Consider the following 25,853-nt stretch of genomic DNA (forward strand, 5'->3'; position numbering starts at 1 on the left):
CTGTCCTACTTCAGATAGACGAGCCCGTCCGTGGTGATCGCCGGGCGGCCGCTGGTGCCCTTCACCACGATCTTGACCGTGTGCTTGGTACTGGACGACCACGACTGGGTCCAGATGGCGTCGCGGTACTTCGTGGTGGACGACTTCAGGTCGACCGTCTTGGCCAGGCGGCCGTCGACGAACACGTCCATCTGACCGGAGGTGGCCGCGCGGGAGACCACCAATGCGGCCGAGCGGCCGGTGAATGTCCAGGTCAGGGAGGCGTTCTTCGCGGACGAAGAGGACGACTTGCCGCCCAGGTAGCTCGACGACGACTTGGCGGACCAAGTGCCCGTCTTCTTCGCCGAGGTCTCCTGCAGGATGACGGGGGTCCCGGAGACCGACGCGGAAGCGGTGTTGCCCGCCTGGTCGTGAGCGGTCATCGCCCATGTGGTCGCCGAGCCGGACTTCGCGGTGTGCGAGGCGCTGGTCGTCGTCGGCCCATAGGTCTTCGCGGTGGGGGCCGTGAGGCGGACCTCCTTGAGCGCCGCTGTGTCCGCTGCCTTCCAGGACAGGGTCACCGGAACCGCGGCCGTGTTCACGGTCCCGCCGCGCAGGGCGAGCTTCGGCTTGGTGGAGAAGGTGGGAACCGTCTTCTCGACGGTGACCGACGCCGCCGATGTCACCGTTGTCCTGCCGGAGATATGGGTGGCCCGCACCTGTACCTTGCGGGTGCCGACCGGGAGGGTGGCCTTCGCGGAGCTCGCCGTTCCGGACGCCGTCGCCACGGCCCGGCCGTCGACGAGGAGCTCGTACCCCTTCACGAACGCCGACGGCGTCGTCGCCGTCCAGGCGACCGTCACCGCGTCCTTCGCGTAGTACGTCGAACCCGACTTGCCCGCCCCCGCGACCGACTTGATCGCGAGGCCGCCCACCGTGCCGCCCGCGTAACTGCGGATGGTGGGGAGCTGGCCGTACAACTGGCCGCCGGGGCAGATGGTGTTGAAGCCGTCGCGGTGTCCGGAGATCCGGTCGAAGGGGTACGACGAGCCCGAAGTGAACTTCACGCCCTTGAAGTTGCCGCCGTTCGCCCCGGCCTTCAGCTTGACCGTGCCGTTCGGGTCGGCCTGGTACTGGCCGAGCTTCCACGCGGCGACCCGGGCGACGGAGGTGAGCGCCGCGCTGGGAGCGGCGGCCGTGTCGTAGGAGCCGATGACGGCGATGCCCGCCGACTCACGGTTGAAGCCGTAGGTGTGCGCGCCGAGGACCGGCAGGTCCGTGCCGCCCTTGCGGCCTTCGAAGACGGTGCCGCACTTGTCGACCACGAAGTTGTAGCCGAGGTCCTTCCAGCCCTCGCTCTGCACGTGGTACGTGTGCAGCCCCCGCATGATCTTGGCGGAGTCGACGCAGGAGTAGTTGCTGGTCTGCGCGGTGTGGTGGACGAAGACCGCTTTCACGTCCGGGTTGTACTCAGGGCCCTCGCTGCTCAGCGACTCATCGGCCTGCCAGCCGACCCTGGAGGTGATCGGCGGCTTCGGTGCGGTGGAGGGCGGCGCCGGCGGGGTGGTCGGGCCGGAGCTCGTCGGCGTTCCCGGCGAACTGGGGACGGAGGGGGTGGGTGAGGCGGTCTGCGAAGGGGAGACGGGTGAGGTCGGGGTGGAGGCGGGCGCGGTACTCGGGTCCGAGGAGGGCGACGGGGAACTGGTCCCCGGTTCGCTGGTCCCCGGGGCGGGCGCCGACGGTGAGGACTGCGCGGGTGTCGGCTCCAGGGTGGACGGCGTGGCCTCCGAGGGGACCGCCGGAGTGGAAGGCTCGGCGACCGGGGTGCTGGGGCTCTCGGTGGAGACCTGCCCCTCCGCCTCGCCGGCGACGGAGAACGCGGCGGGTTCCATGGCCGTCAGAGCCGTGGTGGCCGTGTCCCCGTCTGCGCGGGACGTGTCCTCATTGTGGCCGTCCGATGCGGACACGCCCGCCGAGGCCCTGTCCACGGAGGAACCGGCACCGGCAGCCTGACTCCCGGCGGTCTTGTTCTTGGCCGGCCCGCCCGCGGTGTTGACGGACGCCCGGTCCCCGGCGCCTTCCCCGGGGTCGATCATGTCGAGCCGCAGCCCCTCGGGCAGCCCCGCGCGGGCGGAGTCCGCCGCGGCCACCCGTACCTCGACGCCGTCGGAGGCGCCGACCCAGCGCGGCTCGCTCGCGCCACGCAGCCCGGCGCGCTGACCGCTCTCGTTGCGGGACTCGGCCTCGGTGTCGACAGGGACCCAAGGAGTCCACGCGCCGCTCGCCGCGGCCCGGGTCCGGACCTCGATCGTTCCCTCGACCTTGGTGTCGGGGTCGGTCCATGTCACGCCGAGCATGCTGAACGGGTCGGTCTTGCGCTGACCGAGCGACGCGGAACGGCCGTCCCCCGACCGCTTCAGCGCCGCCCGGTGCACATCGGTCTCGACGGGCTCCGCTTTCGCGTCGACAGGGTCACCCCCCTGGCCGGAGGTGTCCTCCAGTCCTTGGACGGTCAGCACTCCGGCCACGGTCGCGGTGGCCACGGCGGCGGTGATCCACAGTTTGCGTTGCGATCTCAAGTTGTTCCCCCGGTGAGGACGGCGGATGGTCCCGGAAGGCGCGGGAGGTCACGGATCTCGGGCCGCGCCCGGAGACAGCTCACGGGCCCGGACCGGGCAGTCCCCCCCAGGGCGTGCTCCGGTGGCACGCGCGGATCGCGCACCTGAATATGCGACAGATGTTCTCAGACCGGGGGGCGCCAGCAGGCAACAGGGGCCTCGGAAAGGTCAGGAGCGTGTCACGCGAACCGTGTACTTCCCTGACAGATCCACCCTGTCCACGGTCACCTGGACGCCCGACTCCTGATCCTTGAACGTCTCACCGGCGGTGAACGGCGCGTCCGACAGTTCGGCGTGCACATTAGGACGCCGGGTGCAGCCGCCGCTGTCGTCCCCCGAGTCGTACACGGTCACCGGCCCTCGTCCCGTGTCCACCTCGGCGTCGATCCGGTAGACCAGCACGCCGGCCTTGCACACGGCCTCGTCGTTGCCCTCGCCGGTCCGTACCTCGACGGCGATGCCTGTCCTGCCGTCCAGCGGCACGAACACCAGCTTGGGGCCGCCCTCCCGGGCCAGCGGGGTCAGCGTGTACTCGACCGTGCCGCTGCCCGTCACACAGCTGACCTGGTTGTCGTCCAGCCAGCCGAGCTTCCACTTGTGCCAGCCGAGGAAGTCGTTGTTGGCGCCCCAGTCCTCGCTCATGATGTCCCAATGCCCGACGGCACCTCCGCCCTCGTGGGTATACAGGTCAGGCAGCCCGAAGACATGGCCGTTCTCGTGCGGCAGCACGCGGTAGCCGGTCTCCTCGTATGAGCCCGAGCCGTCGTCCTGACGGCTGTAGACGAACGAGGCGTTGGACACCGGCACCCCGTCCGCCACGGGTGCCTCGTGGTTGCCCGCGAAGGTCACCGACAGCACCGTGTCGAGCGCCGAGGGACCGGCGTTCGGCGTCGTCAGCACGTTCACCAGGTCGTACGCGCCGAAGTCCACCTCCGGATCCGCGGCTGTCACGATGTCCTCGACGAGCTGCCGGTACCCGGGGTCGAACGGGGCGCCGCGTTCTATCCCGTACTCCTTGAACGTTCTCGGCATCCGCAGCCAGTCCGCTATCGGGGCCTCGGGGCGGTAGTCCAGCCGCCCGTACGAGCTGGTGCTGAACCATTTCTCGGTCTGCGGGAAGAACTCCGCGAGCCGCTCGGCCGCCGTTCCCTCGCCCGGCGCGTCCGGGAAGTCGATCATCAGGTTCAGGGCCCGGACGGTGCCGGTCGATCGCGTGTACCCCGGCGGGGTCGGCATGCCCTCCGACATCTGCACGCCGAGTGTGCCGCTGATCATGCAGGGCCCGACCGTCGCGCCGCGCGTGGGCTGTGCCGCCGGTCCGGCGGTGTGTGGTGTGCCGTGCGACAGCCGCCCCGTGCCCGCGGACGTGGCGACCGCGAGGGTGAGCGCGGTCATCGACGCGAGCACCGCTGCCCGGCCCGGGCCGCGTATCCGACGGCTGGACGGCTGCATACATGGGCCTTCCCCTGCGCGGCAGCCGCCGTTCTGGCTGCGCCCTGCTGCCCAGCCTCTTCCGGGGCATCCGGACGCGCGCGCTGGGCGGGACCGATCGTGGGTTTCTTCATGGGGAGGGTGTGACGTGGGGCGCGGAGGGGCATGTCGGGCGACCGGCCGCGGGCCACGTGACGCAGGTCACGGTGGGGCGGGAAATAACCGGGGAAGACTTCCCCGTTTGCGCTAGTGTCCTCATGAAGCGGGGATGGAGTCCCCGCTTCATCGCAGGGCGAGTCAGGGCATCGGACCCCGGAGCGGTGCGACAGGTCGACAAGGACCGGTCGAACGGAGGCCGACGCCCGCCGGCCCACCGGTCGGCGGGGCCTGCTCCCCGGCATCCAGTGGGACGATCGCCGTACCAGTCACCGAGAGCATGAGGAGTACGCCGTGGACACCGCGACCACCGCGCGCAGCGCCATGCCCCGTCCCCGTGCCGACGCCCTGCGCAACCGGGAGCGCATCGTCGTCGCCGCCCGGGAGATGTTCGTCGCACACGGACCGGAGGTCCCGTTCGACGAGATCGCCCGCCGCGCGGGAGTCGGCAACGCCACTGTGTACCGGCACTTCCCCGACCGCAGGGCCTTGGTGCGGGGCGTCGTGTGCCATGTCTTCGAGAACGTGTCCCGGCTCGCCGAGACCGCGCTCGACGGCGACACGGACCCCTACGACGCGCTGTGCGACTTCGTGCACGCGGCGGCCGACGAACGCACCAGCGCGCTGTGCCCGATGCTCGCCGACGACTTCGACAGCGACCATCCGAGCCTGGTGGAGGTCCGTGTCCGCATTGAACGGCTCCTCGCCGAGGTCCTCGACCGGGCCGTGAACGCTGGTCAGCTCCGCACCGACGTCTCGGCCAACGACCTGCTGCTCGCCGTCTCCCAGCTCACCCGTCCGCTGCCCGGCAGGAGCGGCACGGGAACCGGCCGGTTCGCGCACCGGCACCTTCAGGTGTTCCTCGACGGCCTCCGAGCGCCGGCCCGCTCGGTGCTGCCCGGAGATCCGCCCAGCTTGGAGGATCTGCGCCAGCAGTCCTGCGCGCGTCACTCCCCGGCGACGGGGCGTCCGGCCAGGGGCGGTACCGGCGCCGCGGTGACCGCGTGCGTGGTGACCGGTGGGTCGCCGACCTCCACGACCGGCGAGGAGTGATCCGATCTGACTCCTGCCCGACCTGAGCGGGGAGCGGCCGCTGTCCTATAGCGGCCCACCGGACGGGGCCCGAACGGATCGGGCCGCCTCGGTGCCACTGACCGCTTCTGTCCTCTTGGCCGAGCGTCCGACCCCGTCGATCTGGCCGATCTGGTCGACCTCATGAGGTCATGCGCCGACCTCTTGTGACCGCATGGGCGCGCCCTGGACCGTCCCGGCCGAAGATGACCGGCGGGCCCGGCCGCCCCGATCGAACCGCCATGACCACCGGTCGGTGACGACCCGGCGGTACCGGCCCGTCCCGTGCGCGGAGCAGATGTCACCGCGCTGCGCTCCGCTGTCCTCCCCGCATTCATCACCCGAGTCCTTTTTCCAGCCGTTCGTTCTTGAGAAGTCCCGAGGTGGGTACCTCCATGCCTGAAACCGTTCCGACTCCATCCGCGGCCGCCGCGTCGGCCGCCGGCCGACCGGCCGCTGATCCACTGCGCTGGAAGGCCCTCGTCTTCATCGCCCTGGCGCAGCTCATGGTCGTCCTCGACGCGACCATCGTGAACATCGCCCTGCCGTCCGCCCAGGAGGACCTCGGCATATCCGACGGCAATCGCCAATGGGTCATCACGGCCTACGCGCTGGCCTTCGGTGGCCTACTGCTCTTCGGCGGCCGCATCTCCGACATCTGGGGACGCAAGCGCACCTTCGTCACCGGCCTCGTCGGATTCGCCATCGCTTCCGCGCTCGGTGGTGCCGCGCAGAGCGAGGCGCTGCTGCTCGGGGCCCGCGCCCTCCAGGGCGTGTTCGGCGCGCTGCTCGCACCCGCCGCTCTGTCGTTGCTCGCGGTCATGTTCACCGACGCCAAGGAGCGCGCCAAGGCGTTCGGCATCTACGGTGCGATCGCCGGTGGCGGTGGCGCCGTCGGACTGATCCTCGGCGGCTTCCTCACCGAGTACCTCGACTGGCGCTGGACGTTCTACGTCAACATCCCCTTCGCGGTGGCCGCCGCGATCGGCGCGTACTTCGTGATCCACGAGCCCGCGAACGCCCGCAACCGCTCCGCGCTCGACATCCCCGGCGTCGTGCTGTCGACCCTGGGCCTGGTGGCGCTGGTGTACGGCTTCACCCGCGCCGAGTCCGAGGGCTGGTCGGACACGCTGACCGTGGTCATGTTCGTCGCCTCGGCCGTCCTGCTGGCCGCGTTCGTGGCCGTCGAGGCGCGGGTCAAGGCACCGCTGCTGCCGCTGCGCGTGCTGACCGAACGCAACCGCGGCGGGGTGTACCTCTCGCTGGGACTCGCCGTGATCTCGATGTTCGGCCTGTTCCTCTTCCTGACCTATTACCTCCAGATCGTGAAGGGCTACTCGCCGGTCCGCACCGGCTTCGCCTTCCTGCCGATGGTCGTCGGCATGATCACCGGTTCCACCCAGATCGGCGCCCGGCTGATGAACCGGGTCCCGGCGCGACTGCTGATGGGCCCCGGGTTCCTGGTCGCGGCCGTCGGCATGCTGCTTCTGACCCAGATGGAGATCGGCTCGTCCTACACGGCACTGCTGCTGCCCGCGATGCTGCTCCTCGGCCTCGGTATGGGTACGGCGTTCATGCCCGCCATGTCCCTCGCGACCTACGGCGTCGAGCCGCGTGACGCGGGTGTCGCCTCCGCGATGGTGAACACCTCGCAGCAGGTCGGCGGGGCCGTCGGCACGGCGCTCCTGAACACCGTGGCCGCTTCCGCCACGACCGCGTACCTCACGGACCACGCGGGCTCCGCCACCTCGGAGTCGGCCATGCGCCTCGTCCAGCTGCGTTCCATGGTCGAGGGCTACACGAGTGCGATCTGGTTCGCCGTCGGCATCCTGGTCGCCGCCGCGCTCATCGCGCTGACGATGGTGAACGCGGGCAGCCCCGACGCGACCGGTGCGTCCGACAGCGACGACGGTTCCGGGACGGACGGCGCCGAGGACGCCGTGAAGGTGCCGGTGATCGCGCACTGACCGTACAGGTCACGTGCGGTGCCCCGGGCTGCGCGTGACCTGGGTCCCAGCGCGGGTAGCGGCCTTTAGGCCGGCCCCGCGCGGCCGTCGGGGTCCGTCTACGGGGGTGGCGGTGAGGGTGGCGGTCCGTCTCGGACCGCCACCCTCCGGCGTGAGGCAGCCGACGTGTTTCCTGCTGCCGCCCGGAATCCCTGCCGCTCCACGTACTTCGGTACGTGTCCTCTGCGTGTCCTAGTTACCCGAGTAAGAGGACAGAGGACAGAGGACAGAGGAGGACATCAAGAGGACCATCGCGGACACGCGACATCCCATGGGGACGCCGGGCTCGTCGTACGCGTCGACACCGGTTCGACGGACCTGGGGCGCCGACTTTCCTGGTGCCCGGCCCGTCGGAGGCGGCTGCCGTGCTCTGTCGACGTGTCGACACACGTGCTGTCCCGTTCGCGGGTACAACAACTATCGGCGAGTCCCGGGTGCCCCGGTTGGTCGATGGGGTCAGCGCAGCCAGGGCAGGTCCGCCCCCGCGTCCAAGGGCTGGAGTCCCTCGGCGACGATCTCCATGATCTCGCCGAGGGTCTTCTGCTGTGCGGGGGTGAGCCGGTCGAACAGGGCCTGCCGGACCGCCTCGACGTGGCCCGGCGCCGTACGCCTCAACACCTCGTACCCCTGATCGGTCAGCACCGCGAACTGTCCGCGCCGGTCCGACGGACAGTCCTCACGGGTGACCCATCCGTTCCTCTCCAGGCGGGCGATGGCGTGGGAGAGCCGCGATCTCGTGATCTTGGCTGCCCTTGCCATCTCGGTCATCCGCAGCCGCCGCCGAGGTGCCTCCGAGAGCTGCACGAGGAAGCCGTAGTAGACGTGAGGCATGCCCGCGTCGCGCTGGAGCTGCCGGTCGAGGTGGTCGTCCAGGAGCGTCGTCGCACTGAGGTAGGCCTGCCAGACCCGCTGTTCGTCCGCATCGAGCCACCGGGGTTGCACGGCCGGGGTGGCGTCGTCGCCCGTCTGGGGCGGCTCGGTGGCAATCGGTGCGTCGGGCGGCTGCTCGGCGAGGGGCGATGCGGGCGCGGGAGGAGCGGACGGTGTGGTTACTGATGAGGGTGCCGTCGTCATACCACCCACTCTACGAGCTTCTTCTTGAATCTTAAACAAAGTCGACGTAGTCTTCCCTGGAACGGAAAGATTGAGACTTCAAGTACATCGCAAGCCGTACCCCCTCACCCGCGCCGGAGTCGCCGCCATGAACACCCTCATCGGCCATCAGGAGAACCGTTCGGCTGCCCGCATGCCTGCCCTCTACCTCAGCCACGGGGCGCCCCCGCTCGCCGACGACGTTCTATGGCCGGGCCAGCTCGCCGCCTGGTCGGCTGGGCTGCCGCGCCCCAAAGCTGTCCTGATGGTGTCCGCCCACTGGGAGGAGGCGCCACTGGCGCTCGGCGCCGTGGAGCCCACCCCGCTCGTCTACGACTTCTGGGGCTTCCCGGACCGCTACTACCAGGTCCGGTACGACGCTCCAGGCGCCCCCGCGCTCGCGGAGTCGGTACGACGGCTGCTGCGCGCTCCCGGCATGCCTGTGCAGGACATCCCGGACCGTGGCCTCGACCATGGCGCTTACGTGCCCCTGGTCGAGATGTACCCGGACGCCGACGTCCCCGTCCTCCAGGTCTCCATGCCGACCCTCGATCCCCGCAAGCTGCTGGAGATCGGCCGGAAGCTGGCGCCTCTGCGGGACGAGGGCGTTCTGATCGTCGGCAGTGGTTTCTTCACGCACAACCTCGCCGCGCTGCGCCACCCGGGAGGGGTGCCCGGGTGGTCCGTCGAGTTCGACGACTGGGGACACCGTGCGCTGGACTCGGGCGATGTCGACGGCCTTCTGGACTTCACGGTCAAGTCCCCGGCGGGCGCACTGGCCCACCCCCGTACCGAACACTTCGCCCCGCTGTTCGTCGCGATGGGCGCTGCCGACGCGGCCGGTGACCTCGATACGCAGCGCAGCGTGATCGACGGCTTCTGGATGGGGCTGGCGAAGCGGTCGGTGCAGTTCGGCTGAACCGTCAGCAGTGCGCGGGGCGTAGGGGGTGGGTCTGCTCTCCGATGCTCTTCCGGCGGTCCGCGCGTCACATCGAAGCGGCCACCCGCTGTGCCCGGGTGGCCGCTTCGATCGCGGTTGAAGCGGCCATCGGTCAGAAGATCGGTTCATTGAGGTCGATCGCGCGGCGCGCGGCGGCCAGAGCCTGCGGATCGCCCACATCGAGGGCGGTGTCGTTGAACTTGATGGTGTGGTCGTCCCCATGCGCGGCGGCCCGCTCGAACATCTCCTGCGGGGTCGCCCCTCCCGCGGAGGGGTACGCGGCCGGGGTCGGGGCCGTGTAGGCGGCGGTCACCGCCGCACTGGCGGCCCACGCGGCGGCCAGCGAGGGCGGCCACAGGTCACGGGGAAGCGCCGGCAGTGCTCGCAGGACCGCGTTCGGGGCGGTCGCGGCGTGCACCAGCATCACCGGCTGGCCGTGTCCATGAGCGGCGTACCGGTGGACGGCGGCGGTGACCAATTGGGTCAGCGCGGCGCGTGCGGTGTCCGGATTGTTGGTCGCCGCCGCAGGCCAGCCCGGGAAGGCGGTGAGCCGACCCAGTCGCTCCTGGATGCCGCCCTCCTGCACATCGATCGCCGGGACGGCGTCAAGCGCGGCCGCGGCCGTCCGGGCGCCCGGGAGAGTCCCGAGTGGCGGCAGGGTCTGGTGTCGTGCTGCCCAGTAGCCGAGCCCGTGTGCCAGCTCCGCCACCCTGAGGCCGGACCGCGAGGCCCGGCCTTGGGCCGACTCGTCCTCCAGCAAGCTGCGTACGGCGTGCCCCACCCGGATCACCGGATGAGTCGCCCCACCCGCGATCCCGGGCAGCAGGCGCGGCCACCACTCGCTGAGCACGTCCCGCCAGGGCCGCTCCGCGGTCTCCCGTACGAAGTGATCGGTCCAGTCCGCGATGCGGCGTGGGTCGCCCAGCGCCGTGTGCCAGTTGTCGACCGTCACGCGCGCGTGACGGTCGGGCATGTCCTCAAGCTTGTGGCGGTAGCGATCCAGCCAGCGGTGGACACCCGTCGCCTGGCCGCCCCGTACCAGGGCCTCCACCGCCATTGGGGCGTGGTTGCTGAGCCAGCCGAGCCGTTCGGGCCCAAAGGCGTGCAGTCGCTCCAGCGCCTCGTCCAGGGTGCCGGACAGGTCGGGAACGGGGGCGGCGGATGCTGTGGGGTCATCGAGGGGATCCGGGAGATCGGGACTGCCTGGAAGGTGGGGGAGTGAAGTCATGCCCGGCACCGTAGGCGGCGACCGTCGCGCAACGTAACGGACCGAGGACGTAGTCCGTCGGCGGCATGACCTAGGTCGCACGACGCATCAACCCGCTGACGGGTGGACGGTCGAAGAGGCAACTAATTCGTGACCTGGTTCGTCTTGACAGGTGGGAGGCCGGACAAAGATGACAGCCTCCCGGGCGCAGGCGGCCCGACGGCTGTGAGAGCGGTCTCGCGGTGCGGTCGAGAAGGCCTTCCCGACGGGAGCGGGCCTTCGGTGACCGGTCCTGACCTGCGGATCCACAGGAGCGGCGACCTACCGTGCTCATGTGGTGGTGCAGGGTACTGCATGATCACAGAAATGGACGAGCCGGTTGGGAATTCTGTCCGGATTCCAGTCGTTGTTTCCTTCGGAAGCTGGGCACCCGGAAGGGTGAGCAGATGGCCACAAAGGATCAGCTGAACCACTCGCTAGCAAGGGAGCACGCATGGCAACCCGTGCCGTCGCCCGTCGTCGGTCCGCCACTGGCGGTGCCGACACGGCCAGCAGTGTTCGCGCCGTAGGCGGCGAGATCGCCGATCGCGACCTGGTCGGCATGTACCTCGACGAGATCGCGCGCACGCCGCTGCTGGACGCAGCCAAGGAAGTCGAGCTGTCGCAGACCATCGAGGCTGGCGTCTACGCCCAGCAGATCCTCGACGGCGATGTCGAGAGCGAGGCCGTGAAGAAGGACGGCGCCTCCCGCGAGGAGCTGGAGGCACTGATCGCCGCTGGTGAGGCCGCCAAGGATGTCTTCATCCGGTCCAACCTGCGCCTGGTCGTCGCCGTTGCCCGTCGCTATCCGCGCAGCGGCCTGCCCCTGCTGGACCTGATCCAGGAGGGCAACGCCGGACTCGTCCGCGCGGTCGAGAAGTTCGACTACCGCAAGGGCTTCAAGTTCTCCACGTACGCGACCTGGTGGATCCGCCAGGCGATCACCCGCTCGATAGCGGACCAGTCGCGCACGATCCGGCTGCCCGTCCATCTCGTCGAGGAACTGGGGCGCATCCGCCGTGTCCAGCGCGAGTTCAACCGCGAGAAGGGCCGCGAGCCGGAGCCGCAGGAGATCGCCGCGGAGCTGGGCTCCACCCCCGAACGCGTGGTCGATGTCCTCGACTGGGCCCGTGATCCGGTCTCGCTGAACATGTCCGTGGACGACCAGGGCGACACCCAGTTCGGTGACCTCCTAGAAGACACCTCCGCGGTGTCTCCGGAGCAGTCCGTCCTCACACTGCTGCGCAGCGAGGAGCTGGACGGTCTCATCGGCCGCCTCGACCAGCGCACGGCGTCGATCATCAAGATGCGTTACGGCATCGACGACGGGCGCGAGCGCACGCTCACCGAGGTCGGCAAGGAGCACGGCCTCACTCGCGAACGGATTCGGCAGATCGAGAAGCACGCCCTGCTGGAGCTGAAGCGGCTGGCCCGGGACACCGGCTTCGACGCGGCGGCCTGATCCATCCGGACCCTGGCCGCGCCGCCCCTCGCCACCACCGGACCGAGGTCGCTGAACCCTCGAACCGGAACCGGAGCAGTCCGTTCGGGGGACGGGACACGGAACATCGGGCGAAGGGCGCGCGAATCGCGCGCATCCCGCCCACGAAGGGCGCGGACATGGGGTACGTTCGCGACCAGTGGGTAAGCAAGACCTGGTACCCACCTCGGGCAGTCGAGCATCGCGAACAGCGGCTCGACACGCCCCCCAAGACGAGCCCCGGCGCCCACCCCCCCCCGGCGCCGGGGCTCCCTCGTACCCTCAGCAGGGCTCATCGGGCTGCCCGCGCCCCTTCGTCCCCCTCGTCGGGTGGGTCCGCGACCGGGCTCGCCGCCCGGGTGAACCGCGCGCCCATCTCCGCCACCGTCGCCACCAGCTCGGGCGGACCACCAACGGTGAAGTCGCAGTCCGCCCCGGCCAGCCGGAACGCCAACCACTCAGGGGCGTCACCGGTGGCGCCGCGCAGGACACAGTTCCCGTCGTCCAACGGCTCAGGTGTGCCGTACAAGCTTGGCAGCCGTGCCGCGACCGACTCCGCGGAGGCCGCGAACGTCACCGTGAACTCGTACGTCCGCTGCTGGCGGCGCATCCGCTTCCTCAGGAACTCCGCCGCGCTCCCTGACGGCAGTTCCCGCGGGGTGAAGCGCGCGCCTGTGGCCAACGGCGTGCCGATCACCCGGTCGACCCGGAACGTCCGCCAGTCGTCCCGCTCCATGTCGAAGGCCACGAGGTACCAGCGGCGTCCCGTCGACACCAACCGGTACGGCTCCGTCAGCCGCCGCGACTCGGAGCCGTCCCCGGAGCGGTACCCGAAACGCAGCCGCTCGCTGCCCGCGACCGCCGAGGCCATCACGGTCAGTGTCTCCGTCGCGATGGTGGGGCCGTCCCCGCTGGTCAAGGGCACGGTGGCTGCTTGGAGCACGTTCACCCGATGCCGAAGGCGCCCCGGGAGTACCTGCTCCAGCTTCGCCAGCGCGCGGACGGACGCCTCCTCGATACCCTCGACCGCGTGTCCGGCCCCGGCGCGCAGGCCCACCGCGATGGCCACCGCCTCCTCGTCGTCCAGGACCAGTGGCGGCAGTGCCTTGCCGGCGACCAGCCGATATCCGCCTTCCGCGCCCCGCGCCGCGCGCACCGGATAGCCGAGCTCGCGAAGTCGGTCGATGTCCCGGCGTACGGTCCGCCGTGAGACTCCCAAACGGTCGGAGAGCTCCCCGCCCGGCCATTCCCGGGGTGTCTGGAGCAGGGACAGCAGCTGAAGCAGTCGGCCTGGTGTGTCCGTCGTCATGCTTCCCAGCTTGCCCTGCATAGCGGACACTTTCTGGCCTAATTGAACCTTAGCGTGCTGCCCATGACCTCTTCCACATCCCCTTCCGAGCGGGTGCCCGTTCCGATTCCCGGTACCGGCGCGGCCCGCGTCGCCACCGGAACCAGCCCCGCGACGACCGGCCCCGGACCCGCGGGTGGCGCGTCCGGAACCGGAGACCCTGCCTCGGACCGCCGCCGCTGGTTCGCGCTGGCGATCGTGATGACCGCCGCGTTCATGGACCTTGTCGACGTGACGATCGTCAACATCGCCGTCCCGGCGATCCAGCGCGACGAGGGTGCCAGCTTCAGCCATATCCAGTGGATCACCGCCGGCTACGCCCTGGCGTTCGCCGCCGGACTGGTCACCGGGGGACGTCTGGGGGACATCCACGGCCGCAAGCGGATCTTCCTGATCGGAATGACCGGCTTCACGGTCGCGTCCGCGCTGTGCGGCTTCGCCGTCAACCCGGACATGCTCGTCGCCTCCCGCATACTCCAGGGCGCGATGGCCGCGCTGATGGTGCCCCAGGTGCTGTCCATCGTCCACGCGACGTTTCCCGCGCACGAGAGGGGCAAGGTCTTCGGTCTGTTCGGCGCGGTCGTGGGCCTCGGCGCCGTCTCCGGTCCGCTGCTGGGCGCACTGCTCACCCAGTGGAACCTCTTCGGCCTCGAATGGCGCCCGATCTTCCTGATCAACCTGCCGATCGGGATCGTGGGCCTTGTCCTCGGCAGCAAGTTCATCAGTGAGTCGAAGGCGCCGCGCGCGCTCAAGCTGGACCTGGTTGGCGTCGCCCTGGTGACCCTCGGCCTGCTGCTGCTGCTCTACCCGCTCACACAGGGGCGGGAGTTGGGCTGGCCGCTGTGGGGGTACGCGTCGATGGCGGGTGCGTTCGTCGTCTTCGCGGCACTGCTGGCGTACGAGCGGCACAAGGCGCGCAAGGACGGGTCGCCGTTGATCGAGCTGTCGCTGTTCAAGGTGAAGAGCTTCGCGGCGGGCATCGCCGTCCAGACCGTGTTCGGCATCGGGCTCGGTGTGTACTTCCTCGTCTCGACCCTCTACATGCAGCTCGGGCTCGGCTGGAGCATTCTGCGCGCCGGACTGACCGGGGTGCCCTTCTCGATCGCCGTGTCGGTGGCGGCCGGGATGTCCGTCCAACTGCTCGTCCCGCGCTTCGGACGCAAGGTGCTCCAGACCGGCGCGCTGACCATGGCCGCCGGCGTCCTGCTCTACCTCTGGGTGGCCGACCGGTACGGGATGGACATCACTTTCTGGCAGATGGTCCTGCCGCTCGTGGTCATGGGGATCGGCATGGGGCTGATCGTCGCCCCGCTCACCGACGCCATCCTGTCCGAGGTGCCGCGTGAGCACGCCGGGTCGGCCTCCGGTCTGCTCAACACCGTTCAGCAGATGGGCAACGCCCTCGGGCTGGGCCTCGTGTCCGTCGTCTTCTTCGGGGTCATCGACGAACATGTGGCGCCCAGCGCGCTGGGCGCGGAGTTCGTGAACGGCTTCCAGCACGCGCTCAAGTACGTCGTCGCGGTCATGGTGGCCATCTTCGGGCTGATGTTCCTGCTGCCGCGCAAGCCGGGGACGGGCCTGGAAGGCGGAGACGGAACGGAGGGACACCCGTCCCTCGCGGGTCCGTCCACGGCAGCGACATCCGACGGCACGGACGCCACGAACGCTGCCGACGACGACACGAGGGGCGGGAGGCTTCTCGTGCACTGACCCCGCGCCAGGGCCCCGCGGGCGACAGCTTCCGCTTCGGCTGCCCGGTGGACGCGCATTCCGCGTCCACCGGGCAGCCGCCTCCGTCAAACGGCGCGCCATCCCGCCCTGCGCCCCGCGATGCCTGGCCGTCCCTTCCGACCTGGGCGTCTCATGAGGCCTGGGCGTCTCATGAGGCTTTGACTCCGCAGTCCCGCCGCGCCTCCGCGACAGACCCACACATGCCCAGCCGAACATTCGGTTGGTAATGGAAGCGATGAACGTGCCCGTCATGCCGATCTCCCCCGTGCCGTGATCGTGGACTCCCGCAAAAACGGTAGCCGGGAGCACCGACATCCCGCTGGGCCTGTGGATAACCTCCGTCGGCCGAACGCCTGGCCCGGTACGACCGGACAGGAGCGCCCCGCCGCGCACCCGAGGGGAACGGCGTCGGCTGCTCTTTCGACGGACCCGGTACCGTCCACAGCTTCGGCTTGATTCCGCGCCTTCAAGCGCATCGGGCGTCACTCCCACGAGTGATGCTTCATCACAAGCTGACATATGCACAGGACATGACGCACCATGCGTTACTTAATCCTCTTCGCCCCCTGTTGGAGACGCCCGCCCCTGAGGTCTACTGGCGTCATGCCAGCGCACATGTCATCCATCCAGCAACTGGGCATCGCCGCCCTCGCGCTGGCCACCGTCCTGTGGACGGTGGTCCTGATACGCGCACTGCGCCGAGAGCCCGACCCAGGTACCGTCGCGCCCCGACCGGACACCACTGAGCCGCTCACCGCCCCCGAAGCATCCATACCCGACGCCACGACCCCGGACACGGTGACTCCGCCTGATCGCGAGACGTGGCCCCGCCCGGCCGGCCTTCCTCGGCCCCAGCAGCGTCGGCCTCGGGCTCCGCATGCCCGAAGCGCGAGGGTGACCCTGCGGGCCATGCCCCACCAGCACATCCCGGCAACCGAATCGGTCGCCCTCACCGCTGCGGAGCGAGCGGCGTTCGCGGCCCTGGTCCGTCAGTTCGACGACGACCACCCGCGTCATACCTGAGGCGGGTGGGTCGTGGCAGTTGAACGAATCCGGACGGTGCGAACCGTTCACCGAGCTACAGGGGAGGGTAGGAGAGGGGAGAAGCGCCCCCTGCCCTCCCTGCGGCTAAGCTCCAGGCGCCCTGGACGCCCGTCGTTCCATGGCCTCGCGTGCCGCGGCCTCGGACACGTAGACCTCGCACATATGGCGTCCGTCGGGTGTCGCCGTGTGCTCGACCTCCCACAGGCTGACCTCGCGCCCGTCACCCAGCAGGAACGCGTGCTCGTACAGCGAGAAGGCGAACGTCGCGGCCCCTTCGCCGCTGGGCAACGGTCTCCCGAACGCCTGCGTGATCTGGTGCGCGCACGCCTCCCGGAGCAGCTGCGCCATATCGGCGCCCGGCGCGTCCGTGTTCTCGGCGCGACGCAGTAAACGGCGCGCGTGATCAGCCGAGTCGTCCGGCATGTACGAGTGTCTGGGTCTGGGCATGGGTGGCAACTGGATCAGCACCGGCAGCTCGAAGTCGGGCGTCACGGTCGGCAGCGGCAGCCGGGCTGTGGCCGTCCGCAGGTCCTCCTCGCCCGTGTACACCTCGTGCAGCAGCCGCCCGCGTCCACCGGGGCTCGTGTTGTGCACCAGTTCCCACAGGGTGAGTGCGCTGCCGTCGGCGAGCAACCAGGTATGCCGGTACGTCTCTCGGTGCAGCCCCCTGCTGTGATGCGCGGAGTGCAGTGAACTGTCATGCGCGAGAGCGCGGTCGAGGCGCCGTATGGTCTCGTCCGGCAGCTCGAAGGAGTTGAGAGCGCGCCCGAGGAGCCGAACGAGGTGCTCCTCAGGAGACCCGGACGACTCGGGTGGCTCGTGCGCTGCGTCAGGCGGAACGCTCAAGGCACCTCCCCGTGTTAGCTGCTAGTCACTTCGTGGGTGCATACCGTAGCCCCTCGACGGGACATCGTGTCCAGGAACCGGGAAAACGTACGAGCCACACAGGAAGTTCCCGCGCGACGTGCAACATGATCCGCGATCACGCGACACTCTCGCACCCCGCAACCTCTGATTCCCACAAGCCACTGATGCCAACACCCGTACCTGTCAGGGTTTCTGGCGCAAGGACAGATACAGGACACGTTCCGTCGTCCGGCGGCGTTCGGCCGGGGAGTCGGAGGTCGGAGTGGGCGGCCTGCGGTTCGAAGGGTGTATCCCGAGAAGGACAGGTCTGCACGACAATCATTCAGAGAACGCTCCCGGACTGCCAAGCGCTCCAGGACATGTTCCACCCATCGAGGGCGTCGCCGGGGGCGTTCGTCCCGTCAGGGGGATTCTTTACCACTGCGACCGTCCGCCGCGAGGAACTCCACGAGACCGCCAACCGCGGGTAACACGCCGTTCATGACCCACGGGCCACGGAGCAGTCGCTGATGCGCGGCCCGCTCGCGCCCTCCGGAGCCGCCGGTTCCGGACGAGCATCGGTCATCGTCTTGGCCGAACGCCGCCAACTACGAAAGACGCAGTCGGTGCGGTGCACCCGGGGTTCCGCACGCACACCTCAGCCGGCCGGCCGACCCGCCGGGAACCCTCAGGCTGTCCGGCACGCACCCGCGCCCGGCGAGCGCGCCCACCCCGCGACCGGCCGCTTCCCGGCCGGACCACCGCTCATCGCCGGTGCTCGTTCATCCGTCGTACAGCTCTGTGTACGACGGATAGAGACCACCTTCGCCGTCCACCGATTCCGCGGATCGGACAGCCCTCACGATCGCCCGCGTCACCAGATCCGCCCCCGCGGCCAGGATCTCGTTCAGCGCCAGTGGATTGTCCGAAGGCAGCTCATGCTTCCCAGACGCCAGCGCGAACACGGTGTCGCCGTCGTTGAGCAGATGCACCGGTCGCACGGCGCGCGCGATCCCGTCGTGCGCCGTACCCGCCAGCTTGTGCGCCTGCGCGCGGGACAGGTCGGCGTCGGTCGCCACCACTGCCAGGGTCGTGTTCAGGGGCGTTCCGGTTAGTCCGGCGGCGGCTGTGTTGCCTGTGGCCCGGGAGTTCATCCGGTCGGCATCGTCCAGCAGTCGCTGGGCCCGCTCGTGCACGGCGAGAGCCGGATACGTCACCCGTCCCTCGAAGTACTCCCCGAACAGCGCGCCTGTCGTCGTGTCCACCACGGAACCGGCCGCGTTCGCCACCACCAGGGCTGCGACCGTCACGCCTGACGGCAACCGGACGCCGGCCGTGCCGACCCCGCCCTTCAACCGGCCGACGACACCGCCGGTCCCGGCGCCCACGCACCCCACCGCCACGGGCGCCCGCAACCCTGTCGCCGCCGCCGCCTCCACGGCGATCCGACCGGTGGAGGCGTCCGGCCTCGCCCGGAAGTCGCCACCGCGCCCCAGATCGAAGACGCAGGCCGCCGGGACGACAGGCACGACGTGTGCCGGGTCCACGCCGACCCGTACACCACGCCGTTGATCCTCCAGCCAGGCCATCACCCCGGTCGCCGCGTCCAGGCCGTACGCGCTGCCCCCGGTCAGTACGACGGCATCGATCCGTTGCACGATGTTGCGTGGATCGAGCGCGTCCGTCTCCTTCGTACCCGGCCCTCCGCCGCGTACGTCGACGGCGGCCGTCATCCCGCCTTCCGGCGCGAGTACGACTGTCGTACCGGTCAAGTAGCCGTCATCGACCAGCGTCGCGTGCCCGACACGCAACCCCAGCACGTCGGTGAGCGCGTCGATCAGCGCGGGCGAATCGGACGTATCCGGGGTGGTGCCAGGAGTCTGCTCCGTCATACCGTCCTGCGTATCACGCTCCCCAGCGGTGTTCGACGTCCCGCGCGGGGGCTCGGCGGCATCGGCCGCGTGCCCGGCGCACACATGACAGGACGGCAGCGCCCAGCAGAATCGCCAGTCCCCGCAGCAGCCGTCGCGACACAGCACGCCCGTCGAGCGGATCAGCAGTCGAAGCGGAGCGATGCGACTCGTCGGCCCCCTCCGCACCGTCCACCCGGCGACCGGACGGACCGATCGTGCCCTCGCTCGGGCCGGTGCCACGTCGCACCCGAGCACCCGCCGGCCCGGCGGGCCGACCACAACATTTCAGGCCGTCGCGGTGCGCACTTCGGCCTGCTCGGGGCCCGGTCGGCGCCCGACCCTCAGCAGCGCGGCGCTTGCCCACCTGCTCGCCTGGCCCGGTCTCCGGCGCACGCGCGGGGCCGTCGGCCTCCGATGAAGGGACCATCCGCGCCGAAGCAGTCAGCCCACCGCCTGGCCGCCCCGCCTTCGCGACGGAGGCCGGGCGGCCAGGGTCACTCCCACCGTGATCGTCGCGGTCAGGACCAGGCCCGCCGCGAGAACCGCCCACTCGCCCGCGAAGGTGCATGCCAGAACCAGCAGCGTCGTCACCGGCAGAACCAGCTGCTGAGCCGTCCCGGCCTTGTAGTAGCGGGCGAGCAGCCACCACACGATCACCAGGTACACCGCCGTCGGGACCGTCACCGACGCGTTGGCCGCGAGCTGGGAGATATGTGTCTTCCCCACCGTGTGCTCGACGCAGATCTCGATGCCCGAGCCGATCGCCGCCGCCGAGCCCAGGATCAGATAGTGGCCGTACCCCCACAGGAACGCCTGTCGATTGCTCCTCAGCCGTCCCTGGACCGGGACCACAAAGTAGATCCACCACCCGGCGAACACGATCAGCAGACCGCCGATCGAGATGGGGATCAATCGGCCCAATTCGTTGTGCTCGTCGACGGCCGACTTCACGGCGACGGTGGCCGCCGAGATCGACTCGCCCAGCACGATGATCGTGAACAGCCCGTACCTCTCGGAGATGTGGTGCGGGTGCCACGTTGTCGAATGCCTGTGCTCCGCGACCGCCGGTACGCACAGCTCGGCGATCACCATCACGAGGAACGCCCACGGGCGCCCCTCCTCGGGCAGGAGGAGCAGGGACAGCCATCCGACCTGGCACAGCGCGATGCCGGTCGCGTACCGCAGCGCCATGCCGCGCTCGTCCCCGGTGCACCCGGTCGCGGCCCGCAGCCACTGGGTCACCATCGCGAGCCGCATGATCAGGTAGCCCAGCCACAGGACGAAGAAGTGGTGGTCGAACGCCTCCGACACCCCGGCCGCGAGTACCAGGACACCCGCCATCTGCACCAGCGTGACCACGCGGAACAACGCGTCGTCGTTGTCGTAGGCCGAAGAGAACCAGCTGAAGTTCACCCACGCCCAATAGATCGCGAAGAACACCATCGCGTAGTTCAGCACGCCCTGCCCGGCATGGTTCTCCGCCACCGCGTGCACCAGCGACATCCCCGCCTGTGCCACGGCCACGACGAAGCACAGATCGAAGAACAGCTCCAACGGTGACGCCGCGCGATGGGACTCGTCCCGCCCGCGGGCGACCATGGGACGAAGCAGCGCTCTCGGCGCTGACGAAGGGGTGGAGGCCATGCGGACAGCACAGCAGAGGCGAGCCGTCACCCTGGGTCGTGCGGGCCGTGTGTCGGCCCCGATGCCGCTTTGTGTGGCTCCCGGCCGAGGCTTCTGCATCATCGGTCGCGGAGGCGGCCTCCCTCGCGGGTTCCCGCTGCGGGAGCCCTTCCAGGGACTCGCCGTCGGCTCGGACCCAGGGCGGCTCGTGTTCCGTGCCCTGCGCACCACCCGCCTGGACGGCGACCGACTCGCCGTCCGGCGGCCCCACCGCCCCGTCCACCGCGGGCCGGCTGCTGTCGATGCCGTCGGGGGGCGGGTCGACGGATGCGTACGCTGGAGGCATGAGCACCACACCCCCCGCCGAGCCGCGCGATCCCAAAGAAGCGCTGAACTTCGACGACCCGTTGTCGCAGCAGTCGTCCGACGACTCGGACGCGGGCTGGGGCGAGCGTTCGGCCGCTTCCGGTGACAGTGCCGCTGACCTGGCACGATTCCTTGACGAGAAGCCGCCCCACCACCTCTGAGTCAGCTGTTCAGACGGCTGCCTACCGCGCTCCCGCGCAGGGCGGGACGCTCCCGAGAGCGGCGCAGCGGCACGATGCGCACGCTCTTCCTGTGTGGCCGATGCCGGGACGGTGCTGGCGCGGAGGGCCTGCCGGTATAGGCCTCCGTACATGCGAGAGCCCCCTGCCCACATGCGAGAGCCCCACGTGGCGAGGCGGGCGACGAAGCCGCCCGAGCCGCGCGGGGCCCCTTCATGCTGAGTGGCTACTCCCGTTCGGTCCGCGGTCCCGTTCCCAGACCGCGCTGTGCCACCAGAGCGTCGCGGATCTCCTTGAGAACCTCCAGCTCGGACACCTCGATGACCTCCTGCGCGCCTTCCTTGGCCGCCTTGCGGTCGGCCTGCCGCGCCAGGTACTTCGACATCGGCATCACCATCAGGAAGTACACGACGGCCGCGGTGATCAGAAAGGTGAGGGTGGCGCTCAGCACCGTTCCCCACATGATCGGAATGCCGCTGGTGGCCGTGCCCGTCTTCGCGTCGAAGCTGCAGGGGCCCTTCAGACAGGAGCTGTAGGCGTCCAGGTTCTTCGTGCCGAACGCCCCGACGAGCGGGTTGATCACGCCCTTCACCACGGAGTTCACGACGTTCGTGAACGCGGCGCCGATGACCACCGCGACCGCCAGGTCGATGACGTTCCCCCGCAACAGGAACGCCTTGAAGCCCTCCCACACGTTCGGCTTCTTGTTCTCGCTCACCACGAGGCCCTTCTTCGCAAGTACAGCATGTGGAGTAATCAACTCCGCAACCTACGGCAGGGCTCTGTGGGCCTGTCCAATCCGGTGACGCGATCGAGCGACTTGACAGCGGACCCCGTGTGAGCTGCGCGCTGAAGGCCCATCGCGCGAACCGGATGGTGATCACCGGCACAGGACCACCGCCAGCGGTGAAACAGCGCCCGCCGCGGCCAGCCGCCCCGCTGTGCGGCGGGGTGCGGAAAGCACCACCAAGGCACCACCCTCCAGGGAAGCGGCTGCTGCCTTCGGCACCTCCGCGACCCGTACACCGGCCGCTACGACCCGGCCCGCCCCGTTCCGTGCCGGACCGCCCGCGGTCACGATGTCCACGCGATCGCCGGGCCTCAGAAGCCCCGCGGCTGCTACGTCGGCGATCCTGACCGGTGCGCGCGCCCAGGGGGCAACGGGCCTGTGCTGGTCCTCCGCCGAAACGCGGCCCGCCTGTTTGGCGGGCCGCTGGGGTTCCGTCGGCCGCTGCGTCAGATCGGCCACGAGCAGGCCGGTCACGACGGCGGCCAGACACGCGGCTCCCGCCCGCCGCCCCTGTCGGGCGACCCGGCGCACCGCTGTGAATCGGCCCCGCACCCTCAGGGGCGGGAACTGCGGCACCCCGCTCGTCGGCGGAACCTCGCCGTACATCGGCGGGGAAGGCGCCTCGGCGCCGATGGCACCGCCCGCGATGGCGCCGCCCGCACCGAGGCCGCTCGCGATGACCCGACCCGAGCCGACGTCGCCCGCACCGAGGCCGCCCGGCGGAGGGTCGGTGCCGCCGGGGTCGAGGAACGCGTCGTCGTCGGGCCATGGGCCGGCCGTCGAGCCGGGCCACGAGGCGGCGGAGGGGGCGCGGTACGGGGAGCGGGCCCGGGAGTCGGGCCGAGCGGGGGAGGGGACGGACTGCGGCACGGAGGTCACCACCTGCGACGAGAAGACGGATTGCCTCCTCACCTTGAGCCTTTTCCGCGAGTCGCGCTGAAGCGTGTGGGCTACCGGCCGGTTGTGGAAAACCCCGACACCCGAACGAGGGCTTCCGCTGCGCCCGCTCCTCCCGACCACTGGGCGCGGATGGCAGGCACGTCGAACGTAAGCCGCGCCAACCCGCGCCACCCGCGCCACCCGCGCTGCCCCGAGTGCCGCCTACGGAAGCTCGATGCCCGTCTTCGCGCCGCCCAGCGCGCCCGCGCACGGACAGTGCCGCTCCCCGTTCACCGGCAGTTCGGCCACCGTGTCGAAGAGAACCGTGCGCAACCGGTCGACATTGGAGGCGAAGACCCTCAGCACCTCCTCATGGGAGACCCCTTCGCCCGCCTCGGCTCCCGCGTCGAGATCGGTCACCAGGGTCAGCGAGGTGTAACAGAGTTCGAGCTCACGTGCGAGGACGGCTTCGGGGTGGCCCGTCATCCCGACCACGGACCAGCCCTGAGCCGCGTGCCACAGCGACTCGGCCCGCGTGGAGAAACGGGGTCCTTCGATCACGACGAGTGTGCCGCCGTCCACAGGTTCCCAGTCACGGCTCCGCGCCGCCTTCACCGCGACGCGGCGCCCGGCGGGGCAGTACGGATCGGCGAACGTCATATGGACGACATCGGGTACGGCACCGTCAGGGCGCGGCACTCCGTCGAAGAAGGTCTGGGTACGGGACTTCGTACGGTCCACGAGCTGGTCGGGCACCAGAAGGGTGCCGGGACCGTACTCGGCCCGCAGTCCGCCGACCGCGCAGGGTCCGAGGACCTGCCGTACGCCCACGGACCGCAAGGCCCAGAGATTGGCGCGGTAGTTGATGCGGTGCGGTGGCAAGTGGTGATCTCGGCCGTGCCGGGGGAGGAAGGCGACCTTGCGGCCCGCGATGTCACCGAGGAAGAGGGAGTCGCTGGGCGCCCCGTAGGGGGTGTCGACCTGGACCTCGGTCACGTTGTCGAGGAACGAGTAGAAGCCTGAGCCTCCGATCACCCCGATCTCCGCACGGTGCACCGCGTCGCCGTCCGCTCCAGCGCTCCACGGCCGGGTCTCGCCGGCCGACTGTGTCACGTTCGCCTTGTCTGCCATGGTCGGCACCCTAGCCGCGCGCGCCCACGCCGAGGACCCCGCGTCGGTGACGCGGGGTCCTGGAGGGTGCGATGTCCGACGTGACCGTGGTGGTCAGGCGGCGGAGGTGCTGCTCGTACCGGACGAGCTCGACGACGATGCCGACGAGGAGCCGGACGACGAACCCGACGAGGAGGACGTCGTCGAGGACGACGAGTCGCTCGACCCGGTGGAGGCCGCCGACTTCGTCGCCGGTGCGGGCGAGCTGCTCGACGAGGAGCCACGGCTGTCGTTGCGGTAGAAACCGGAGCCCTTGAAGACGATGCCGACCGCGGAGAACACCTTCTTGAGGCGGCTACCGCAGCTGGGGCACTCGGTCAGGGCGTCATCGGTGAACTTCTGCACCGCTTCAAGGCCCTCGCCGCACTCGGTGCACTGGTACTGATAGGTCGGCACTTGCTTCCTCCTGGCACTCTCACTCGATGAGTGCTAACGACGGTCCATAGTGACGTATTCCGTTGAATCAGTCCACCGACACCGGCGGGCGGTGACCGACGCCACGTGCGACCGTCCGTGAGGCGGCCGGTGGCGCGAGCCGTGAACGGAGGGTCACCAAGGTCAGCAGAGCCAGTGCGGTGCCTCCCAGGGGAACCAGGAATCCGGCGCCGTCCCAGGCCCGGTCCTCCAGCTGACCGGCGACCGTGACCGCGGCCGCCTGCCCGAGAGCGACCGCTCCGGTCAGCAGGGTGAACGCTTCCGTGCGACCGGTCGGCGGGACCAGACGCTCGACCAGTGTGTAGCCGGTGATCAGGCCGGGCGCGATGCTCATGCCGACGAGAAGACCGATACCGGCGAGCAGTGCGGGCGACTGCGCGGCCCACAGACCCGAGGCCGTGATGGTCAGCGCGATGTATCCGACGAGCAGACGCTTCTGCGGGGCGGCCTTCCACACGATGGCGCCGCAGGCCACACCGGCCAGCATGTTGCCGGCCGCGAAGACGCCGTAGAGGACACCGTTCAGTCCCGGCTGACCGATCGACTCGGTGAACGCCGCGAGGGACACCTGCATGCCGCCGAAGACGGAGCCGATACCGAGGAACGCCACGATCAGCACGCGTACGCCGGGTACCCGCAGCGGGGAGACGGGCTCCACGCGCGCGTGGGCCGCGTTCGCGCCGGAGTCCGAGGACTGCGAGGAGAGATCCACGCGCGTGGGTGCGTGCCGTCGGGACGGGACGGGCTGTGTCGCCTTCTGGGCGGCGAACAGGAGACCGCCGACCAGGGTGAGGCCCGCCTCGGTGAGAAGACCCGCGGCGGGGTCCACCGATGTGCACAGTGCGGTCGCGAACAGGGGGCCCAGTACGAAGGTCAGCTCGTCGGTGACCGATTCGAAGGCGGTCGCCGTGGTCATCAGTGGTGACCCCTGCAGCTTCACGCCCCATCGGGCCCGCACCATGGGGCCGGCTTGGGGAACGGACGCGCCAGTGGGCACGGCGGCCACGAACAGTGCCCACAGGGGGGCGTCCGTCAGCGCCAGCACGGTCAGGGTGAGGCCCGACGCGGTGTGCAGCAGCACACCCGGGAGCAGCACCGCGCGCTGGCCGAAGCGGTCGGCGTACTTGCCGTTCAACGGTGCGAAGACCGCCATGGACACACCGGTGGCGGCGGAGACGGCTCCCGCGATGCCGTACGAACCCGTGGTGTGTTCCACCAGCAGGACGATCGAGATGATCAGCATGGCGAACGGCAGGCGCGCGGCGAAGCCGGGGAGCAGGAAGGCCCATGCGCCGGGTGTGCGAAGAAGTTGTCCGTAGCCCGGCCGGGAGGGCTTCGAGGTGACCGTGGATGCCACGGCCCGTGCCTTTCTGCCACCTGGTGACACACCCGTAGGGCGGGGTGCCGAGAGCTGTCCTCATTGCGCGGAACTGCGGTAGATACCGGGCCGCCCGCATCGAGGGCATCACGGCGGCCGGCCGCCATACGGTCACGCCAGCTCTGCGTCAGG

General features: G+C 70.0%; 19 protein-coding genes. 6 read left to right on the forward strand and 13 right to left on the reverse strand.

Annotated elements, in window-relative coordinates:
• Positions 1-5: 5 nt before the first annotated feature.
• Both AB852_RS04320 and AB852_RS04325 read right to left on the reverse strand, forming a co-directional pair.
• Complete coding sequence (locus AB852_RS04320) at positions 6-2,558, reverse strand: N-acetylmuramoyl-L-alanine amidase (RefSeq protein WP_073783672.1); 2,553 nt, start codon at positions 2,556-2,558, stop codon at positions 6-8.
• 207 nt (positions 2,559-2,765) lie between these two features.
• Complete coding sequence (locus AB852_RS04325) at positions 2,766-4,049, reverse strand: M6 family metalloprotease domain-containing protein (RefSeq protein ID WP_073783674.1); 1,284 nt, start codon at positions 4,047-4,049, stop codon at positions 2,766-2,768.
• Positions 4,050-4,478: 429 nt separating this feature from the next.
• On the opposite strand from AB852_RS04325, the gene AB852_RS04330 reads away from it, so the two are divergent.
• Complete coding sequence (locus tag AB852_RS04330) at positions 4,479-5,237, forward strand: TetR family transcriptional regulator (RefSeq protein WP_073783675.1); 759 nt, start codon at positions 4,479-4,481, stop codon at positions 5,235-5,237.
• A gap of 413 nt (positions 5,238-5,650) precedes the next feature.
• Entirely contained in the window at positions 5,651-7,222 is a 1,572-nt protein-coding gene (locus AB852_RS04335) for an MFS transporter (protein ID WP_073783677.1), read from the forward strand.
• Positions 7,223-7,717: 495 nt separating this feature from the next.
• Here AB852_RS04335 and AB852_RS04340 read toward each other — a convergent pair whose 3' ends face one another.
• On the reverse strand, positions 7,718-8,335 hold the full coding sequence (locus AB852_RS04340; RefSeq protein ID WP_079184282.1) for a MarR family winged helix-turn-helix transcriptional regulator: 618 nt from the start codon (positions 8,333-8,335) through the stop codon (positions 7,718-7,720).
• A 172-nt stretch (positions 8,336-8,507) separates the two neighbouring features.
• Here AB852_RS04340 and AB852_RS04345 point away from each other — a divergent pair, with 172 nt between their 5' ends.
• Positions 8,508-9,272, forward strand: a complete 765-nt coding sequence (locus tag AB852_RS04345; RefSeq protein WP_073785397.1) for a dioxygenase family protein — start codon at positions 8,508-8,510, stop codon at positions 9,270-9,272.
• Between the two features lie 133 nt (positions 9,273-9,405).
• Here AB852_RS04345 and AB852_RS04350 read toward each other — a convergent pair whose 3' ends face one another.
• On the reverse strand, positions 9,406-10,521 hold the full coding sequence (locus AB852_RS04350) for a questin oxidase family protein (RefSeq protein WP_073783679.1): 1,116 nt from the start codon (positions 10,519-10,521) through the stop codon (positions 9,406-9,408).
• A gap of 472 nt (positions 10,522-10,993) precedes the next feature.
• Here AB852_RS04350 and AB852_RS04355 point away from each other — a divergent pair, with 472 nt between their 5' ends.
• Positions 10,994-12,001, forward strand: a complete 1,008-nt coding sequence (locus AB852_RS04355) for a sigma-70 family RNA polymerase sigma factor (protein ID WP_073783681.1) — start codon at positions 10,994-10,996, stop codon at positions 11,999-12,001.
• A 310-nt stretch (positions 12,002-12,311) separates the two neighbouring features.
• On the opposite strand, the gene AB852_RS04360 is transcribed toward AB852_RS04355, so the two are convergent.
• Complete coding sequence (locus AB852_RS04360) at positions 12,312-13,328, reverse strand: helix-turn-helix transcriptional regulator (RefSeq protein ID WP_073785399.1); 1,017 nt, start codon at positions 13,326-13,328, stop codon at positions 12,312-12,314.
• Positions 13,329-13,391: 63 nt separating this feature from the next.
• On the opposite strand from AB852_RS04360, the gene AB852_RS04365 reads away from it, so the two are divergent.
• Positions 13,392-15,077: an MFS transporter gene (locus AB852_RS04365; protein WP_079184283.1), complete on the forward strand. Its 1,686-nt coding sequence runs from the start codon at positions 13,392-13,394 to the stop codon at positions 15,075-15,077.
• A gap of 1,149 nt (positions 15,078-16,226) precedes the next feature.
• Here AB852_RS04365 and AB852_RS04375 read toward each other — a convergent pair.
• The 3 genes from AB852_RS04375 to AB852_RS04385 form a co-directional block, all read right to left on the reverse strand.
• On the reverse strand, positions 16,227-16,988 hold the full coding sequence (locus tag AB852_RS04375) for a DUF6227 family protein (RefSeq protein WP_073783685.1): 762 nt from the start codon (positions 16,986-16,988) through the stop codon (positions 16,227-16,229).
• A 782-nt stretch (positions 16,989-17,770) separates the two neighbouring features.
• The gene (locus tag AB852_RS04380; RefSeq protein WP_079184284.1) at positions 17,771-18,880 is read right to left on the reverse strand and encodes a P1 family peptidase; all 1,110 of its coding nucleotides are present in this window, start codon (positions 18,878-18,880) and stop codon (positions 17,771-17,773) included.
• A gap of 462 nt (positions 18,881-19,342) precedes the next feature.
• Complete coding sequence (locus AB852_RS04385; protein WP_073783687.1) at positions 19,343-20,545, reverse strand: low temperature requirement protein A; 1,203 nt, start codon at positions 20,543-20,545, stop codon at positions 19,343-19,345.
• Between the two features lie 323 nt (positions 20,546-20,868).
• Here AB852_RS04385 and AB852_RS04390 point away from each other — a divergent pair, with 323 nt between their 5' ends.
• Complete coding sequence (locus tag AB852_RS04390) at positions 20,869-21,051, forward strand: hypothetical protein (RefSeq protein WP_073783689.1); 183 nt, start codon at positions 20,869-20,871, stop codon at positions 21,049-21,051.
• A gap of 244 nt (positions 21,052-21,295) precedes the next feature.
• On the opposite strand, the gene AB852_RS04395 is transcribed toward AB852_RS04390, so the two are convergent.
• The 5 genes from AB852_RS04395 to AB852_RS04415 form a co-directional block, all read right to left on the reverse strand.
• Positions 21,296-21,787 (reverse strand): large conductance mechanosensitive channel protein MscL, encoded by a 492-nt coding sequence (locus AB852_RS04395; protein ID WP_073785403.1) that lies wholly within the window; start codon positions 21,785-21,787, stop codon positions 21,296-21,298.
• Positions 21,788-21,949: 162 nt separating this feature from the next.
• The gene (locus AB852_RS04400) at positions 21,950-22,771 is read right to left on the reverse strand and encodes a hypothetical protein (protein WP_178390934.1); all 822 of its coding nucleotides are present in this window, start codon (positions 22,769-22,771) and stop codon (positions 21,950-21,952) included.
• 189 nt (positions 22,772-22,960) lie between these two features.
• A complete protein-coding gene (locus AB852_RS04405) occupies positions 22,961-23,869 on the reverse strand; it encodes an S-methyl-5'-thioadenosine phosphorylase (protein WP_079184285.1) in 909 nt (302 codons plus the stop codon).
• Positions 23,870-23,962: 93 nt separating this feature from the next.
• Positions 23,963-24,304, reverse strand: coding sequence for an FmdB family zinc ribbon protein (locus AB852_RS04410; RefSeq protein ID WP_073783692.1), 342 nt, complete (start codon positions 24,302-24,304; stop codon positions 23,963-23,965).
• 67 nt (positions 24,305-24,371) lie between these two features.
• Positions 24,372-25,700 carry an MFS transporter gene (locus AB852_RS04415; protein WP_073783694.1) on the reverse strand — a complete coding sequence of 443 codons (1,329 nt, stop codon included), beginning with the start codon at positions 25,698-25,700 and terminating at the stop codon, positions 24,372-24,374.
• Between the last annotated feature and the right edge of the window lie 153 nt (positions 25,701-25,853).

Origin of the sequence: Streptomyces uncialis (assembly GCF_001905345.1) — a bacterium.
GTDB lineage: Bacteria > Actinomycetota > Actinomycetes > Streptomycetales > Streptomycetaceae > Streptomyces > Streptomyces uncialis.